Source organism: Achromobacter spanius, assembly GCF_029637605.1.
Taxonomy (GTDB): domain Bacteria; phylum Pseudomonadota; class Gammaproteobacteria; order Burkholderiales; family Burkholderiaceae_B; genus Achromobacter; species Achromobacter spanius_E.
This window is the reverse complement of record NZ_CP121261.1, coordinates 969,239-985,991: the sequence shown is the minus strand read 5'-3', so window position 1 is coordinate 985,991 and position 16,753 is coordinate 969,239. Positions and strand designations below refer to the sequence as shown.

Sequence of the window (16,753 nt, the reverse complement as noted above, 5' to 3'; positions counted from 1 at the left end):
AGTGGGCATGTCGGTATTGGCGCCTAGGCCGGCAACAGGCTAGGCTTACGGCGCCACAGTCTGAATACACCGGTACACCCCATGCCCCTGCCGCCGCGCCCCGCCCTGCTGGACGAAACGCTACGCATCGTCGCCCGCCGCTATCGCTTGCCGGACACCCCAGAAGCCGCCTTGGACGCGGGCCCCGCCGCACCCAGCCGCCATTGCACCAGCATGCTGGCCGTGTCCATCGACCAGGCGCGGCAGGCGCTGGCCCGTTCAGACACACCGCCCGCCACGGTCAAGCAGACCTTCATCGACGCCCTGGCGCAGTTGATCGGCGAAGCCATGCGCGCGAACCAGGGCGACCCCGCCATTCAGGCCATGGTCCTGCGCCACCAAGCCGTGCAGGTGCGCGAATACGCCTCGTTGGCGGCGGGCGCCGAGCCGGACCGGCGTGAAGTCGTCGCGGCCGTCAACGCCATCGCCCACCCCGCCAAGCTGCAACGCATGCCGCCGGGCTCGCAACGCGATGCCTTGGCCGCGTTGCAGGCCGCCGCGTCAACATCGGCGTGGGCGGCGCTGTCCCAGGCCGTTGAGCGGATCGACGCACTGCCCGACGCCGAAAGCGATTCCGCCATGGCGCGCAGCCTGGCCCGCCTGCGCGACGGCCCCACCCTGGAACGCCTGTGCCGCTTGGACGCCCTGGCCTCTGACGCGCTGGTGCAGCGGTATCAAGCGCTATGGAACCGCAACGGTCCGCGCTCCGGCACGCCGGACGCGGTCGCGCGAGGCCTGGCCGCGCAACAGCGTGGCGCGGCTGTCGAGGCACAGGCTGCGAAAGCGCTGCAAGCCTTGGCGCACCGTCTCAATACAGAAGCCTCTATTGCTGCCTCTACTGCTGCTTCTACTGCTGCTGCCTCTACAGAAGGATCTACAGCAGCCTCTACAGAAGCCCCGCAAGGCACGACATCAAGGGCCGACGTCTATCGCGTGGTGACCTCGATGCACGTACCGCCCGAACTGCCCGGCTCGGCCGACCGCGCCAAAAGCGAGTGGGACGCCGCCCTGTTGCGCCGCGCCGGCCCGCCAGAGGCCGAACCCACCTGGGATGTGTGCCTGTTGGTCGAGGCCAAGGCGTCTGTGGACGCGGCCAGCACCGACTTCCCCCGCTTGCTGCGCGGCCTGCAACGGCTGGCGCAGGCGGACGCTGGCGTCATCTACCCGTTCCTGTCGCGCCAAGGCACCGTGGCGCTGCGCGGCGCGTCCCTGAGCACCTTGCCCACACTAGGCCTCGACCTGGCAAGCGCCGTGCTCTATTGCTGCGACGCGCCCGCCGACGAACCCATCGACACGCCGCGCTTGCTGAACGCCGCTTGCCGCATGCAATTGCTGTCCGCGCCGGCCAGCGTGGCCTACGCCAGCCAACTCTCGCTGGGCCTGCCCGCCGACGCGCAAGCGCTGGAAGCCGTGTGGCACGGATTGCTGACGTCGCCGCAATGGGCCGGCGTGTTGAATCAGTATCCGCTGCTGCATCAGGTGCGCGCGCTGATGGTGCACACAAACGACCTGTTTGCAGCCACGCAACACGCTGGCCTGTAACAGATAAGGGTGGAGTTTTCCCCGTAAAATCCCGCTGTCGGCAAGCCGTGTCGGCGCCACGCTGATACCGCCGGGATGCACGTCGATCTCTACACCCTTTACCTGCTCGTCATCGGAACGCTGCTAGCCAGCGCCGGGATGCTTTATTGGGAATATCGGACGAATACGCGGCGCGGCAAGGAACTGAGACTGCTGGCCGTGGGCTTCACCACCATCGCCGCCGGCTGTACCGTGGTGCTGTTGCGCGGCCACCTGCCCGCCGCGCTTGGCCCTGGGCTAAGCAACTTCATCATTCTTGGCGGCTATCTGCTGGTGCTGCACGGCGTTGCGGCCTTCAACGGCAAGCAGTATCGCGGGACCTCCGCGGCGTTGCTGGCGATCACGGCCTTGCTGTGGACAGCGGCCGGCACGCGCTGGCAAGGCATCATGTGGAGCTATGTCAGCGCGGTGCCCATCGCCGTCGTCGCGGCACTGACCGCTTGGGAAATGTGGCGCTGCACGCCCCTGAAGCCGCTGGCGCCCCGGCGCTTTGTCGTCGCCATCACCGGCATCCATGCCTTGTTCTATGCCTTCCGCGCCCTGATCCTGCCCTGGCTGGTTGGGGTATACGGCCCCTCGGTCCAACTGGCATCCAGCAACATCACCATGTACGAAGGCGTGCTGTATTCGGTGTTGCTGCCCATGGCGCTGCTCAAGCTGGTACGCGAAGAGGCGCATGGCCAGTTGCTGCGCGAATCGCAAACCGACTACCTGACGCGCCTGGGCAACCGCCGCTGGTTTTTCGAAGAAGGCATGCGCTTGCTGCACGCCAATGCAAACCAGGGGCCGGTGGCCGTGCTGGCGTTTGACCTTGACCACTTCAAATCCATCAATGACCGACACGGGCATCAGGCCGGCGACCAGGTGCTCAAGGCGTTTGCCGACATCGCGCAGAGCGTGGCCGGGCCGGGCGTGCTGTTGGCGCGTATCGGCGGCGAAGAGTTCGCCGCGCTGCTGACGGGCGACGAGGCGCGGCGCGCGCAGGCGCTGGGCGAAGCCGTCGCGCAACGCTTTGCGGACACGGTTTCCGAACACGTGGATCGCAGCGCCATCCGCGCCACGGTCAGCATCGGGCTGGCGCGGTTCGAGCGCACCGCGCCGCCGCTGGCCGATAGCCTGGCGGCAGCTGACCGCGCCTTGTACCGCGCAAAATCGCTGGGCGGTAACCGGTTGGAACTGGCGTAGCGGGCAAAGGTGCGCGCAGCGCGCGTTCTTACGCCGCCGCGCCCGCGATACCGTCCAGCGCGCGCACGGCCTCCGGCGGCAATGCCAAGCTTGCCGCGGCCAGGTTCTCGCGCAGGTGCGCCACCGACGACGTGCCCGGTATGACCAGGATATTGGGCGACCGCTGCAGCAGCCACGCAATCGCCACCTGCATCGGCGTGGCCTCCAGCCGCTGCGCCACGTCGGTCAGCGTTGCCGACTGCAGCGGGCTGAAACCACCCAACGGAAAATACGGCACATAGGCAATGCCATCATCCGCCAAGGCGTCGATCAGTGCATCATCATGCCGATGCGCCAGGTTGTACTGGTTCTGCACGCACACGATGTCGCACAGCCCTCGCCCTTCGCGCACTTGCTCGGCCGTCACGTTGCTCAGGCCGATATGGCGCACCAGCCCCCGCTGCTGCAACTGCGCCAACGCCGCCAAGGGCTGCGCAATCGACCCTTCTTGCGGCCCATGCACACCAAACATGATGCGCAGGTTGACTACGTCCAGCGCGTCCAGCCCCAGATTGCGCAGATTGTCTTCCACCGCGCGCTCAAGCTCGGGTGCGCTGTCAGCGCGTATCCACGAGGCATCTTCACCACGCCGGGCGCCGATCTTCGTCACCAGCACCAAGTCATCCGGATACGGCGACAAGGCTTCGCGGATGATCTGGTTGGTAACGTGCGGGCCGTAGAAATCGCTGGTGTCGATATGGTTCACGCCACTGGCCACCGCTTCGCGCAGCACCGCCAGCGCCGCGTCGCGGTCGCGCGGCGGGCCGAACACGCCGGGGCCGGCCAACTGCATCGCGCCATACCCCAGGCGCTTGACCCGGCATGAACCGAGTGCATAGGTGTCTTCATGCTGAGTGGTCGACATGCTGGAGCTCCTGGATAAAACGGAAAGCTTAGTCCTTTCCGCGATCTTGGATAATTAGGCATGCCGCACCGGCGCTACCGCCTCAGCATCGACTCAACATCCGCGCCAAACGCGCAGTACCCCGGGTAACCTGGCCGCGCATCGCAGGCCATCAGGCAGCCGGGCTTGCCGTCCGCAAAGCTCGCCGATACCGACATGCCGAACCCGTAAGTGGGCGTGGTCACGTCGAACGCGCTTTCGCACACGGCCTTCGTGCTGTAGGCAAACGTCATGCCCTCTCGCCGGCCGTTGACGGCGAACGACACCTGGAAACTGTTGTAGCTGTTCCATCCGGAACGCGGCAGCACGACGAAGCGGTAATGCCGGGCATCGCGGCGTTCACCGAATATTTTCAGTTTCGCCGACGTGGTGCGTGTTGTGGGCGATGGGTACGGCAACGCGAGCAAGGCGCGCGGGTCGCCCAGCACGCCCAGGTCCATGCCCAGGCCCTTTTGATAGAACGGCACGTCCAGGCTGGGGTAGCCGGAATACTCCACGCGCCGGGGCGGGCCCTTGTAGGTGTTGGTTTCGGGAGCGAAGTCGGGTGCGCGCGCGAAGGCAACGTCCAGCGTCAGGACGACGTCCGTTGGTTTGGCGTCTTCGGTGCGCACATGTTCTTCAAAGATCTCGGCACGGCCCGCGCATCCCGCCAGCAGCGCCAGCAAGCCAAACGTCGCCATACGCCGGATGGACGGCATCAACGAATTCGGCATCAATCGATTCAACCTCACCTCACCGCTCCCGCGCCGTGGTAACCGGCAACGCCGCCGACTTCAGGCCATAGCCATTGAACTGCCATCCGTTCTTGCCTTCCTGCCATTGAAAATTCTTGTTGATCCATTCCGCCTTCAAGTTGCCGTACAGGCGGCGCTGATCGATGCGCTGACCAGCGTCCAGCGCTTTTCTGGCGGCCTGCGAACTTTCATCCCATAAGCCGCTGAAAGCCTTCGTCTGCATGGCTTTGGTGAACGGCACGGTGGCATAGGGGCCATCGTCCAAGCGGCCAAGCCGGATCTCGTTGTCCAGCAACAGCGCGCCGTGCCGGTTGTCGGGCGACACCGATACCAACTGGGGAATGGAATGTAGTTTTTCCTTCTGGCGCTGGTGTTCAAACCAAAGCACCTGGCCCGTCGACGTCACCAGCGCCCGCGAGCCCGCCGTGAACAGCAGCAGGTCCTTGCGGCCGGGTTGTGCCACGCCCATGTCGGGGTCGTGCATGTCGACGGTGGGACTCAAAACACGCGCAAGCGGCGTCCCGTTTTGCACCGCGATCAATATCGTGCCGACACCCATGAAGTCGTTCGACACCGCCAACAGCATCGGCTGGCCGCCTTGCGTGGGCCCCAGCGCGCGCACGTGGATGAACTCCACGGCATTCAAGGGCCGATAGGGCTTGCCGCGATACAGGATGGTTCGCAGGTGGGAACGGGGATAGCCTTGCAGCGCGAAGTCGCCGCCGATGGGTTCGACTGTCTTCGCGTAGGCATTCTCAGACGCGGCGGGCTGCGCACGGGCGATGGCGGGTATCGAAACGATCAGTGCCAGCGCAAGACATAGGCCACATCGCTTGCTTGGGCGGGAAAGAAAAGTGGCGCGGACAGGTAGAGGCAAGGCGATTCGCGGAGGGTGCTTCAAACAAAGCGGTGCCGGCATTCTAGGGCATGCCTTGCCTTGTCTACCTAGCCTTGGCTGGCCTTACCTAGCCTTGCCGCGCGTCATCCCCCACCGACGGCACGCGCACCAAGGCATCCGCATTGACTTGCGCCACATCCACCACGCCCAGCAGGCCCATGTTGCGCCTGACTTCTTCCACGATCAGGTTGATGGCGTGCGCCACGCCGCGCTGTCCGGCCACCGTCGCCGCATAGTTGAACGGGCGGCCCACGAACACGCAGCGCGCCCCCAGCGCCATGGCCTTGAGCACGTCGGACCCGCGCCGCACGCCGCTGTCCAGCATCACGTCCATGCCACCGGCCGCGTCAACGACTTCCGGCAGCGCTTGCAAGGGCGACACGCTGCCGTCCAATTGCCGGCCGCCGTGGTTCGACACAATGATGCCGTCCATGCCCTGTGCGCGCGCGGTGCGCGCATCGTCGGGATGCAGAATGCCCTTGATCACCATCTGCCCTTGCCAGCGCCGGCGGATGGCGGCCACGTGCCGCCAGTTCAAGTGGCCGCGATCGGAAAAATCGCGCAGCACGTTGGCCGACAGAATCGGCGCGCCGCGCGTGGCGTAGTTGTTCTCGAAGTGCGGCATGCCATGGCGCCACAGCGTGCGCAGGATCGTGCCGAACAACCAGCGTGGATGCGTCAGCCCTTGCCAGGCCAGGCCCACGCTGGGCCGCAGCGGCGTTGAAAACCCCGCCCGCACATTGTTCTCGCGGTTGGCGGCAACGGGCGTGTCCACCGTCAGCACCAAGGTCGTCACGCCGGCTGCCGCCACGCGGTCGATCAAGGCCGCGATCTGCGCGTCGTCGCCCGGCAGGTAGGCCTGAAACCAGGTGCCCGGCGCGGCCTGCATGACCTCTTCCAGACGGATCAACGATGACCCGCTCATGATGCAAGGCACGTTCGCCTCGGCGGCGGCGCGCGCCAGCACGACGTCGCCGCGATAGCTAGAAAGCGCCGAGATTCCCATGGGGGCCACGCCCACCGGCGCGGCATACTCCCGGCCCAATACCGTGGTGCGCGTGCTGCGTTGGGAGACGTCGAACAACACCTTGGGCCGAAAGCCGTACTGCGCAAAGGCCTGCCGGTTGCCGCGTTCGGATTGCCCGTCTTCCACCGCGCCCGACACATAGGCGTAGATGGGCTTGGGCAGGCGCTGCTTCGCGGCCGCTTCGAAGTCATGCAGGCTGAGTATCTGGCGCAGGGGGTCGAACATGGGTGGCTCCTCGCGATCGGTCCGCGCAGGGGCGGCCGCGCTGTAGTCTTGGGCGATGGCGGACGACTATAGGCGCGCGGGCGCTTTGAATAAAGTGACTTTATCGATATTGCTTATTACACTTTTCTTCGCCCTAGATTCTTCCTGCACCGCCATGACACTCAAGCAACTTGAAGCCTTTTATTGGGCCGCCACCTGCAAGAACTTCGCCATTGCCGCCAACCGGCTGAATATCTCGGTGTCGTCGCTGTCCAAGCGCATCGGCGAGCTTGAAGCGTCCATTGGCGCCGACCTGTTCAGCCGCAGCGCGCGCAGCGCCACGCTGACGGCGCTGGGCGAACAACTGGTGCCGCACGCCAAGGACCTGCTGCGCAACGCCGACCAGTTCATGCAGCAGGCCAGCAGCAACCTGACCTTCTCCGGTCGCTGCCGCTTCGGGGCGGGAGAGCTCACGTCGATCACGTGGATGCCGCGCCTGATTGAGGAGATTCAACGCGCCCACCCGAACCTGCTGGTCGAGCCCTATGTGGGCGTGGGCGAATTGGTCGAGCGCGGGCTGGAGGAAGGCGACCTGGATTTTGCGGTCATCGCCGGACCGTCATCGCGCGCGTCCATCGCGTCACATCTGATCGGCAGCGCGGAGTTTGAATGGGTGACGTCCCTGCGCGCGGTGCCCGACCCCGCGGCACTGACGCCTGCCGACCTGCCCGGGCTGACCTTGATTACCCAGCCCCAAAGCTCCGGCGTAATCCGCATGCTGGACGACTGGCTGACCGAACAGGGGATCTCGCCGGGCCGCATGCAGTGCTGCAATAGTTGGGGCGCCATTGCGGGCATGTTGCGCCAGGGCCTGGGGCTGGGTTTTCTGCCCACGGCCTGGGCGCGCATCCTGATCCAGCGTGGCGACCTGCATCCCCTGCCGGGCTTGCCGCCCTTGCGGCCCCTGCCCTACACCTTTCAATGGCGTCGCGACGACACCCGGCCCATGCTGGTCAGCCTGCGCGCCCTGGCGCAGGACACATTGGAATTCGACGCGCCGGCAAGCATGGTGTAGCGCGGAGACTGTTTCTAAAAAGTCGCCCTTGAATAAGAAAATTATTCGCTTTATCTCCCATTTCAGCCCGAGTAGAGTCGCTTCAAACAAAGATTGAAGACCTATACGGAGACTGGGCGACATGCCGGATGTTGGTTCCCCCTTGCAAGATTTCCCCAAGCGCCTGTGCCGACTGGACCTGTGGCTGAACCCCGTGTTCGACCAGATCATCGGCGCGCAACCTGACATTGCCTTGTCGGTGCTGCCCGCGCATGACGACGACGCCCGTACGCTGGCGGGCTTGAAGACGGCTCACGCCTACCATGTGTCAGCCGCCAAGGACGAACTGCCGCGCCAGTGGTTCGTCAACGCCGAACTCATTGCGCAGTGCCCGGACCTGATGTGCGTGTCATCCGGCGGCGCGGGCTATGACACGGTGGACGTGCCTGCCTGCACGGCAGCCGGCATCGCGGTGGTGAACCAGGCGGGCGGCAACGCCGCGTCGGTGGCCGAACACACGTATGCGCTGCTGCTGGCGGTGCAGCGCCGCGTGGTGGAATCGCATCAACGCCTGCGCCACGACACGGGCTTTACGCGCGAAGACCTGATGGGTCACGAGATCCACGGCACCGTCATCGGGCTGGTGGGCATCGGCCAGATCGGCTCGCGCGTGGCCCGCATTGCGCAAGGCTTTGGCATGCGCGTGATTGCGCATGACCCGCTGCTGGACGCCGACACCATCCGCGCTCGCGGCGCGGAGCCCGTGTCCTTATCCGACCTGCTGGCGCAAGCCGACGTGGTGTCCTTGCATTGCCCGCTGGACAATTCGACGCGCGGCATGATCGACGCGCGCGCGTTCGCCGCCATGAAGCCGGAAGCGGTTTTCGTGTCGACGGCGCGGGGCGGCATCCATGACGAGGCGGCGCTGTACGACGCCTTGCGCGGCGGCCACTTACGTGGCGCCGGCCTGGATGTCTGGCAACAGGAACCGCCCCCGCGCGACACGCCGTTGCTGGCCCTGCCCAATGTGGTGGCCACCTTTCATACGGCCGGCGTCACGCACGAAGCCCGCCGCAATGTGGCGCAGTCGTCGGCCCAGCAGTTGATGGCCATGCTGCGCGGTGAACGGCCGCCACAACTCGTCAACCCGGAAGTCTGGCCGGTCACGCAAGCCCGACTGGCGAAATTGCAGTAGCACGGTGCCGCGCCCGCGCGGCAACCGAACACACAGTGCGGCATCAAGCCGCCGACCCATCCCACGAGGAGACAACATGCAACACCCCCCCTTCAAGCGCCGCACCCTGCGCGCGCTGGCCGCGTCCATCGCGCTGCTGTCCGGCGCCACCGTGTTCGCCAGCGGCGCGCAAGCGGCCGGCTACCCGGAACACCCCATCAACCTGATCGTGTCGTACGGCCCTGGCGGCGGCACCGATCTGGTGGCGCGCATGATGGCGCCTTTCCTGCAGAAGTACCTGGGCAACGACGCCCGCATCGTGGTGTTGAACCGCCCCGGCGCGGGTGGCGCCATCGGCTTCACGGAACTGGCCCGCGCGCAGCCCGACGGCTACACCATCGGCTTCATCAATACCCCCAACCTGTTGACCATACCCATCGAGCGCAAGTCCGCCTTCAGTTGGAAAAGCTATGACCTGCTGGGCAATCTGATCGACGATCCGGGCGCCTTCACGGTGCGCAACGACAACGAATTGAAGACGCTGGCCGACCTGTCGGCCTACGCCAAGAAGAATCCTGGCAAGGTCACCGTGGGCACCACCGGCACCGGCTCCGACGACCACCTGGCCATGCTGCGTTTTGAAGGCACATCGGGCGCCAAGCTCAGCCACATTCCGTACAAGGGCGCGGGCGAAGTGCGCGGCGCCTTGGCCGGTGGCGAAATCACCATCGGCGCCATCAACGTCGGCGAAGCGCTGCAGTACCAGAAAGGCGGCACGCCGCTGCGCTTCCTGGGCCAGATGGGCAATACGCGTTCGGCCGCGCTGCCTGACGTGCCCACCTTCAAGGAACAGGGTTACGACTTTGAACTGGCGTCGCTGCGTGGCCTGGCCGCGCCCAAGGGCTTGCCTGACGACGTGCGCGCAAAGCTGGTGGATGCCGTGAAGCGCACGGTGGACGACCCCGCCTTCCAGGCCAAGGCCAAGGAAATGTTCGTGCCCCTGCGTTACCTGCCGCCCGCCGACTACGCCCGGGAATTGGCCAACGGCGAAACCGAATTCCAGAAGCTGTGGAAGGAAGCGCCCTGGCTGGACAAGTAGGCCGCCCGATTCATAAGGCGCGTGATCTGTCGCGTGCCCAAGCGTAGCGCGCCAGAATCGACGGTTTACTTCGGCTTGACGTCCTCGCCGGGGTAGCCGTCGATGTAGGCGCGGCCCGAGCAACGCAGCATCGCCACGCAAGCCGGCGCGCCGGTTTTCGTGGTGCATACCGAGCGCGCTTCCTCGCGCGCGGCCACGGGATCGGGGTTCAACGCGGTAAAGCGCGTGCCCCGGCCTTCGCTGCCCTTCACCCAGGCCATGCCGACGCAGGTGTCCTTGTAGGTCAGGACCTTGCGGCAGTCCTTGCAGTCTTCCCACTTCAGCAGCGACGAAAGGGCGTCGTCCTCCTTGGGATAGCCGTCTGCATACAGCAGGCCGCCGTCGGCGTTTTCGGCCAGGGCGCCCCAGTATTCGCGATCGTTCAACTTGGCGGACAAGGCTTCCACCTCGGCCGGCCTGGCGCGCCTGGCCGCCTGCAGATCGGCGGCGCTATAGCCGGGGCCGACGCAGAACGGCAAGGTCATCAAGCGGCACTTGCCATCGGGGCTGCCGGCCGTGCAGCGGCGCATGGCCTTCTTGGCGGCCAGTTCGGGCGCCACGCTGTTGCCCGGAAACAGGTCCTGCCGGGAGTTGCGCGCATACGCCATGCAACTGTCCGAAAACCAGCCCAGCTTCTTGCATTCCTTGCCGCCCTGGCGACGGCATTCGGCCAGGCTCGCGGCCTCGGCGTCTTTCTGCGACGCCTCGGGCATGACCCAATAGGTCTTGTCGTGATTGCCGTCTGTGGCGATGCCGCCGAATAGCTTGTCGGCATGCGCGGGACTGGCGGCCAGGCCGGCCATCAAGGCAATCGCGGCGAAGGCGGCGCGGATCAGGGGGTGAAAGCGGGCGGGCATCATCGTCGGGGTCGGGAGGAATGTGGCGGGAAAGGGAGCGTGCTGAACGATGCGCTCCGCACGACAAGCGGGGACGATCTTAGCAAAGACCCCCCTGGCTCCGTCCCCTGCATTTATGCCCGGCTGGGCATATTGAGTAACAAATTTCACATGCCGTGATAAGAATGCTGGCCCCGTTTTCCGGTAAAAATGTCGGACTTTTCCTAAGCGCTTTACCAGTCGGAACGCGCGTCGCGTGGGTAGCGGCGCTAATCACCCGGCAGGCCAGCTTGTCACGAAGAGAAACAAACACGCCGCGCCCCGGATGCCGCATGCCCCCTGCCACGGAACATCGACCTCACACCATGACGTTGCCTTTGCAAGCCTCGAAACGCCGCAAGCCGCTGCTGCTGCCGGCCGCCCTGATCGCCGCCGCGGCCGCCCTGGCGGGTTGCGCCCCCATGCCCGACGGGGGCAGCTCCGCCCTGCCGTCGCTGGGCAATGTGTTCAAGTCGGGGCTGTCGTTTTCACCTAGCGTGAATGTGGCCAAGAACATGGAAGGCCGCTCCATCAACGACGCCATCGCGGCCTTGGGCGAACCGTCCAAAAAGCGCGCGGTGGGCAATACGATGGAACTGGAATGGTCGGACTACCAGGCCGCGCCTTATTCGGAATGGGTCACCACCGGCACCAGCCAGCAAGTGGTGGGCATGATTCCCGCCACCAATACTTCCGCCGCCACGCCGGTGTTTCAGACCAATAGCACCGGCCACTATCAGAACCGTACGCGCGTGTATGAATGCATGGTGCTGATGCGCATGGAAAACAGCGTCATCACCAGTACCAGCGTGGAAGGCAACGTGTGCCCTGAGTTCATTGCCGCCCTGCGCAAATGGTCGGGCGAAGCCGAAGCCAACAACTACGTGGTGAAGTAAGCGCGGGGCGAAAGCGTGCCGGGTGGTTGCGTGCCGGGCCAGCATGTACCCGGCACGTACCCGGTCCATACACCGGCATGTACCTATCAGGCAGTTTCGGGTAGCTTCGCGACCACCTTGATTTCGAAGTCAAAGCCGCTCAGCCAGGTAACACCCACGGCGGTCAGCGAGGGATACGGCGCGACGCCCCAATACTCGGGCACCACCTGCCAGATCTGCTCGAACCTGGAGTCCGGGTCGACCATGAAGACCGTCACATCCACCACATCGTCAAAGGTGCAGCCCGCCGCTTCCAGTATGGCGTTCAGGTTGCTAAAGGCCAGCCGCACTTGCGCTTGCAGATCGGGTTCAGGCGACCCGTCCTCGCGGCTGCCAACCTGGCCCGACACGAACAGGAATCCGTTGGACCGGATGGCGGGAGAATAGCGGTGGCGTTCGTATAGCGCGTGGCGGCCGGCGGGGAAAACAACGTCTCGTGTCGTCATGGATAGCTCCTTGAGTGGGCCGTCATCAGGAAGGAAAGCGGCCCGTCGTTAGCGATGACTCCACTGTAAAGACGCGCCGCCCGCCGATAAACGCGCAAGCCTGTCCATCACTGTTTGTAGAATCCAAACACTCTTCAAGCCCGCCGGAGCCCCCATGGACCGATTCGATGCGATGCAGGCGTTTGCCCGCGTGGTGGAAGCTGGCAGCTTCACCAAGGCCGCCGAAACCCTGCACATGAGCAAGACCACCGTGACGCAGTTGGTGCAGCAGCTTGAGGCACGGCTGCGCGTCCGGCTGTTGAACCGCACCACGCGCCAGGTGAAGGTCACCGCCGATGGCGCGGCCTATTACGAGCGGGTGCTCAAACTGCTGGCCGACATGGACGACGCCGAAACCAGCTTGTCGGCGGCATCGGCCTCGCCCCGAGGCCGCTTGCGGGTGGACGTGCCCAGCCCCTTGGCGCGCATGGTCCTGATTCCGGCGCTGCCCGCCTTTCACGCGCAGTATCCCGATATCCAGCTGGACATGGGCGCAAGCGACCGTATCGTGGACGTGATCGCGGAAAACGTGGACTGCGTGGTGCGCGGCGGCGAATTGACCGACCTGTCCTTGATGGCGCGCCGCGTGGGCGACCTGCAACTGGGCGTGTACGCCGCGCCCAGCTACCTGGCGCGCGCCGGCCATCCCGCGCATCCACGCGAGCTGGAAGACACGCATCACCGTATCGTGGGTTATCTGTGGCAACGGCTGGGCAAGGCGTTCCCCTACGCCATGCAGCGTGGCGACGAAAGCGTGCACGTGCACGGGCGCTACGTGCTGGCGGTGGATGATGGCAACGCCTATCTGGCGGCGGGGCTGGCCGGGCTGGGCGTACTGTGGCTGCCGGAATACATGGCCCAACCGCACCTGGCCACGGGTGAACTGCAACCGCTGTTTCAGGACTGGCGGCTGGAGTCCATGCCCCTGACCATCGCCTTCCCGCCAAACCGCCATGTCAGCACCAAACTGCGGGTGTTCATCGATTGGGTGGTGGCGCTGATGGGGCAGTACGCCCCGCTTGCCGCGCCGCCACCGACGCGCCCGACCTGAACACCCGCTTTTTCAGTTCGCCAGTTTGATGGCGCCGCTATCCAGCAGCTTTTGCCATTTGGCGGTGTCGTCCGCAATGAAATGCTGCAAGTCGGAACGCGAACCGCCTGCCGCGACCATGCCCGCGTTGTCGACCGCCGCTTGAAAGGCGGGCGACTGCACGGTTTTCTGCAAGGCCGCGTTCAACTGCTCAAGCACGGCGGCATCAATACCGGGCGAGGCCGCCACCGAAAACCACTGGCTGGCGTCGTAGCCCGGAAAGCCGGATTCGGCCACGGTGGGCACGTCGGGCAAGGCATCCAGCCGCTGCTTGGTGGTGACTGCATAGGCCTTGAGCGTGCCGGCCTTGATCTGCGGCAACACGGGTGACGACCCCAGGATCGCCAACGGAATCTGGCCGCCCGCCACATCCGACACCGCCTGCCCGCCCCCCTTGTAGGGCACGTGCACAATGCGCGTGCCGGCAACCTGGTTCAGCAGTTCGCCCGCCAGATGCTGCGACGTGCCGTTGCCGGAACTGCCGTAGCTCCAGGTATCCGGATGCTTGCGTGCGTCCGCCAACACGTCCGCCAGCTTCGGCAAGGCCTGCTTGGCCGGACCCACGATCACCATCGGCCCCTGCGCCATCAGCATGACCGGCGCCAGTTCCTTGCCGATGGCCGGTTGCGGCGTGGGATAGATAAGCGGCCCAGGCACCGTGATCAGGTAGCCATCGCTGGCCTTGCTGCGCGCCACCATCTGCAGCGCGATCGCGCCCGACGCACCCGGCTTGTTCTCGACCACCACGTTCAAGCCCGTGCGTTGCGCCAGGTCCTGCGCCGCCACGCGCGTCAGCACGTCGGCGGAACCGCCCGGCACGAAGCCCACGATCCAGTTGATTTGTTTGCCTGGCCAGGCCAGCGGCGGCTCGGCCTGGGACGCAACCGGCAGGGCTAGCGCACACCCCAGGCCCAGCCACGCGATACTGCGACGTACAACGGTTTTCATGATTTCCCCTTGTGCTTGGCGCCGTCTGCGCGGGCCGTTCAATCCCGGTCAGGTCGACCGGGCGTGGTGTTTGGATGCTCGGCGCAAGACTGATTGAAGGCTTGCACCATCTTCAGCATGGGGCCGAGCACCCAGGTATTGAAAATCAAGATATCGCTTTCTTCCTTGGGGTCTTGCTTCAGGTTGAAGAGGTACGGCGATTCCAGCTTGCCCTTGCCTTCGTTCACCTCGGGTTCCCAGTAGAAATGCAGCTTCCAGTCGCGCCATTTCAGCGCGCGCAGTTCGTTCTTGATGTAGAACAGAAAGCCCTCGCGCGCCGAATCCGGACGCACGCCGGTCAGGAAATCGGTCTGGTCGATGCCATCGATGGGCCTGTCTTGCGGCACGCTGGCCCCACCGATGTGCGACAGCGTGGTGTACAGATCGGTCACGTGGACGATTTCGTTGGACACCTGGCCTGGCTTGACCTTGCCCGGCCAACGAATGATGAAGGGCACGCGCAGGCTGCCTTCCATGGCCGTGTGATACGTGCCGCTCCAGGGGCCTGCCGTGCCGCGATAGGGCTTGCGGAATTCCGGGCCGTTGTCGCTGCAGAAGATGAATACGGTGTTGTCGCGCAAGCCCAGTTCGTCAACTTCGGCCACGATCTGACCCACGCGGTGATCCATTTCCACCATCGAGTCCGCGAAGTCACCCGCGCCGGTGCGCCCGGCGAAATCGGGGTGCGGCAGCGTGGGAAAGTGCAGGTGCACCAGCGGCAGATACAAGAAAAAGGGCCGTCCGCCGCGCGCCTGCTCGCGCATGAAAGTCTGCGCGTGCTGCACCAGTTCGGCGTCGATGCCGCGCCGGCTGTCCAGGTCATACAGCTTCACGTTGGTCGACGGCTGCCCCGCACGGCCTTCCATGATGTAGGGCATGTCCGCCACGCTGGGGTCAAAGCCGATCGACGACGTGAACTGGCTTTCATCGGTGGTGCGCGGAATGCCGTACCAATGATCGAAGCCGCGATCGGACGGGTAGCGTCCAGGGATATCGCCCAAATGCCATTTGCCATAGTGCGCCGTGGCATAGCCCTGCCCCGACAATTGCTGCGCCAGCGTGATCTCGTCGCGCGTCAGCCCTTGCGGCAGGCCCGGCGGCACCGATTGCAGGCAGCCGGTACGGATGGGATGCCGGCCGCTCATGAGCGCCGAGCGGGTCGGCACGCAGTCGCTTTCCACATTGAAGTTCTGCAGCAGCAGGCCTTCGGCGGCAAGCCGGTCGATATTGGGCGTGGGCGCGCCGCGCAGCGCCCCGCCTCCGTAGCAGCCGAGCTCGCCCCAGCCCAGATTGTCGGCAACGATCAAAACGATATTGGGGCGATTCGACATCTGGGCGGGCCTCTATAAGCGTGGGGGAATGTCCGGATTCTAGGCGCGCCTAAGCGGCGTAATATTCCCAAAAGTGCTATATGGAATTCCTGGTGTTCATGAATTTATCCCTGCGTGATATCGAATATTTCTTGGCGGCGGTCGAGCACGGTCACCTGGAGCGGGCCGCCGCGGCCTGCGGCGTAAGCCAGCCCGCGCTGTCCAAATCCCTGCGGCGCCTGGAAGCCGATACCGGGCTGGCCCTGATGCTGCGCCACGGACGCGGCTTGACCCTTAGCTCCGAAGGCATGGTGTTCTTGCAGCACGCCAAACGGCTGTGGGCGGAATACCGTGACGCGGTACGCCACGCCATGGAGCTGCGCGTGGGCGAAGCCGGCCTGTTGCGCGTTGGCGCCACCGGCGCCACGGTGGACAGCGTGGTGATGCCGGTGCTGAACCGCCTGCTGCCCCGCCGCCCCGCATTGCGCATCCAGCTGACACAAGGGCTTTCCGACGATCTGAATGCGCAGGTGGAAAGCGGCAAGCTCGACCTTGCCGTCACGCCCGTCTATGCCGATGGCCCCCCGACCCTGCGCCACGAGATCATGTTCGATGATGCGCTGTGCGTGGCGGCCAGCCGGCGCCATCCGCTGGCCGCGAAGGCGCGCGTGGCGCTGCGCGACCTGGGCGGCCAGCGCTGGATTCTGCCGCGCCCCACCTCCGTGGCCCGTCTGCTGCTGGATGCGCGTTTCGCGGAAGCGGGCCTGGGGCTGCCGTTGGCCGCGCTGGAAGTCGAGCATTTTTCCGAAGGCTCGCTGCGGCTGCTGGCCGGCTCCGACATGCTGGCCGTATTGCCTCAAAGCGCGCTGTCCGCCAACGCGGACGTGATGGCCCTGCCGGTGACGCTGGGGCCGCCATTACGCCGCAACATCGCGTTGATTTCGCGGCGCGGCACGCTGTGGTCGCCTTTGATGAAGGAATTCCGCGAAGCGGTGTTGGCGGGCGCGTAGCGGGGCCTTGGTAACGGCCCTTGGTAACGGCCCTTGGTAACGCCCCTGTAACCCGCGAAATATTGTGAAGCCCCTTGGTACACA

The 16,753-nt window shown here is 65.3% G+C and carries 16 protein-coding genes; 8 read left to right on the top strand and 8 right to left on the bottom strand.

The window, feature by feature from the left end; translation table 11 throughout:
* The first annotated feature begins 81 nt into the window (after window positions 1-81).
* Window positions 82-1,581: a 3-deoxy-D-arabino-heptulosonate 7-phosphate synthase gene (locus P8T11_RS04375; protein ID WP_268078091.1), complete on the top strand. Its 1,500-nt coding sequence runs from the start codon at window positions 82-84 to the stop codon at window positions 1,579-1,581.
* A gap of 75 nt (window positions 1,582-1,656) precedes the next feature.
* Window positions 1,657-2,805 (top strand): GGDEF domain-containing protein, encoded by a 1,149-nt coding sequence (locus tag P8T11_RS04370; protein ID WP_268078092.1) that lies wholly within the window; start codon window positions 1,657-1,659, stop codon window positions 2,803-2,805.
* 28 nt (window positions 2,806-2,833) lie between these two features.
* Here P8T11_RS04370 and P8T11_RS04365 read toward each other — a convergent pair whose 3' ends face one another.
* The 4 genes from P8T11_RS04365 to P8T11_RS04350 all read right to left on the bottom strand — a co-directional run bounded on the left by P8T11_RS04365 (window position 2,834) and on the right by P8T11_RS04350 (window position 6,632).
* Window positions 2,834-3,709 (bottom strand): aldo/keto reductase family oxidoreductase, encoded by an 876-nt coding sequence (locus tag P8T11_RS04365; protein WP_268078093.1) that lies wholly within the window; start codon window positions 3,707-3,709, stop codon window positions 2,834-2,836.
* Window positions 3,710-3,783: 74 nt separating this feature from the next.
* On the bottom strand, window positions 3,784-4,461 hold the full coding sequence (locus tag P8T11_RS04360) for a hypothetical protein (protein ID WP_268078094.1): 678 nt from the start codon (window positions 4,459-4,461) through the stop codon (window positions 3,784-3,786).
* Window positions 4,462-4,480: 19 nt separating this feature from the next.
* Window positions 4,481-5,359 (bottom strand): hypothetical protein, encoded by an 879-nt coding sequence (locus P8T11_RS04355; protein ID WP_268078095.1) that lies wholly within the window; start codon window positions 5,357-5,359, stop codon window positions 4,481-4,483.
* An 88-nt stretch (window positions 5,360-5,447) separates the two neighbouring features.
* On the bottom strand, window positions 5,448-6,632 hold the full coding sequence (locus P8T11_RS04350; protein WP_268078096.1) for an alpha-hydroxy acid oxidase: 1,185 nt from the start codon (window positions 6,630-6,632) through the stop codon (window positions 5,448-5,450).
* 154 nt (window positions 6,633-6,786) lie between these two features.
* Between P8T11_RS04350 and P8T11_RS04345 the strand changes: the two genes are divergently transcribed.
* The 3 genes from P8T11_RS04345 to P8T11_RS04335 all read left to right on the top strand — a co-directional run bounded on the left by P8T11_RS04345 (window position 6,787) and on the right by P8T11_RS04335 (window position 9,938).
* On the top strand, window positions 6,787-7,686 hold the full coding sequence (locus tag P8T11_RS04345) for a LysR family transcriptional regulator (RefSeq protein ID WP_268078097.1): 900 nt from the start codon (window positions 6,787-6,789) through the stop codon (window positions 7,684-7,686).
* Between the two features lie 121 nt (window positions 7,687-7,807).
* Entirely contained in the window at window positions 7,808-8,860 is a 1,053-nt protein-coding gene (locus tag P8T11_RS04340; protein ID WP_268078098.1) for a hydroxyacid dehydrogenase, read from the top strand.
* A gap of 76 nt (window positions 8,861-8,936) precedes the next feature.
* Window positions 8,937-9,938 (top strand): Bug family tripartite tricarboxylate transporter substrate binding protein, encoded by a 1,002-nt coding sequence (locus P8T11_RS04335; RefSeq protein WP_268078099.1) that lies wholly within the window; start codon window positions 8,937-8,939, stop codon window positions 9,936-9,938.
* Window positions 9,939-10,003: 65 nt separating this feature from the next.
* On the opposite strand, the gene P8T11_RS04330 is transcribed toward P8T11_RS04335, so the two are convergent.
* The gene (locus P8T11_RS04330; RefSeq protein WP_268078100.1) at window positions 10,004-10,837 is read right to left on the bottom strand and encodes a DUF4189 domain-containing protein; all 834 of its coding nucleotides are present in this window, start codon (window positions 10,835-10,837) and stop codon (window positions 10,004-10,006) included.
* A 341-nt stretch (window positions 10,838-11,178) separates the two neighbouring features.
* Here P8T11_RS04330 and P8T11_RS04325 point away from each other — a divergent pair, with 341 nt between their 5' ends.
* Entirely contained in the window at window positions 11,179-11,748 is a 570-nt protein-coding gene (locus tag P8T11_RS04325; RefSeq protein WP_268078101.1) for a hypothetical protein, read from the top strand.
* An 86-nt stretch (window positions 11,749-11,834) separates the two neighbouring features.
* On the opposite strand, the gene P8T11_RS04320 is transcribed toward P8T11_RS04325, so the two are convergent.
* Complete coding sequence (locus P8T11_RS04320; RefSeq protein WP_268078102.1) at window positions 11,835-12,233, bottom strand: RidA family protein; 399 nt, start codon at window positions 12,231-12,233, stop codon at window positions 11,835-11,837.
* Between the two features lie 154 nt (window positions 12,234-12,387).
* On the opposite strand from P8T11_RS04320, the gene P8T11_RS04315 reads away from it, so the two are divergent.
* Window positions 12,388-13,323, top strand: a complete 936-nt coding sequence (locus P8T11_RS04315) for a LysR family transcriptional regulator (protein WP_268078103.1) — start codon at window positions 12,388-12,390, stop codon at window positions 13,321-13,323.
* Between the two features lie 12 nt (window positions 13,324-13,335).
* On the opposite strand, the gene P8T11_RS04310 is transcribed toward P8T11_RS04315, so the two are convergent.
* The gene (locus P8T11_RS04310; protein WP_268078104.1) at window positions 13,336-14,310 is read right to left on the bottom strand and encodes a Bug family tripartite tricarboxylate transporter substrate binding protein; all 975 of its coding nucleotides are present in this window, start codon (window positions 14,308-14,310) and stop codon (window positions 13,336-13,338) included.
* A 38-nt stretch (window positions 14,311-14,348) separates the two neighbouring features.
* The gene (locus tag P8T11_RS04305) at window positions 14,349-15,680 is read right to left on the bottom strand and encodes an arylsulfatase (protein WP_268078105.1); all 1,332 of its coding nucleotides are present in this window, start codon (window positions 15,678-15,680) and stop codon (window positions 14,349-14,351) included.
* A gap of 98 nt (window positions 15,681-15,778) precedes the next feature.
* Between P8T11_RS04305 and P8T11_RS04300 the strand changes: the two genes are divergently transcribed.
* On the top strand, window positions 15,779-16,669 hold the full coding sequence (locus P8T11_RS04300) for a LysR family transcriptional regulator (RefSeq protein WP_268078106.1): 891 nt from the start codon (window positions 15,779-15,781) through the stop codon (window positions 16,667-16,669).
* The last annotated feature ends 84 nt before the right edge of the window (window positions 16,670-16,753 follow it).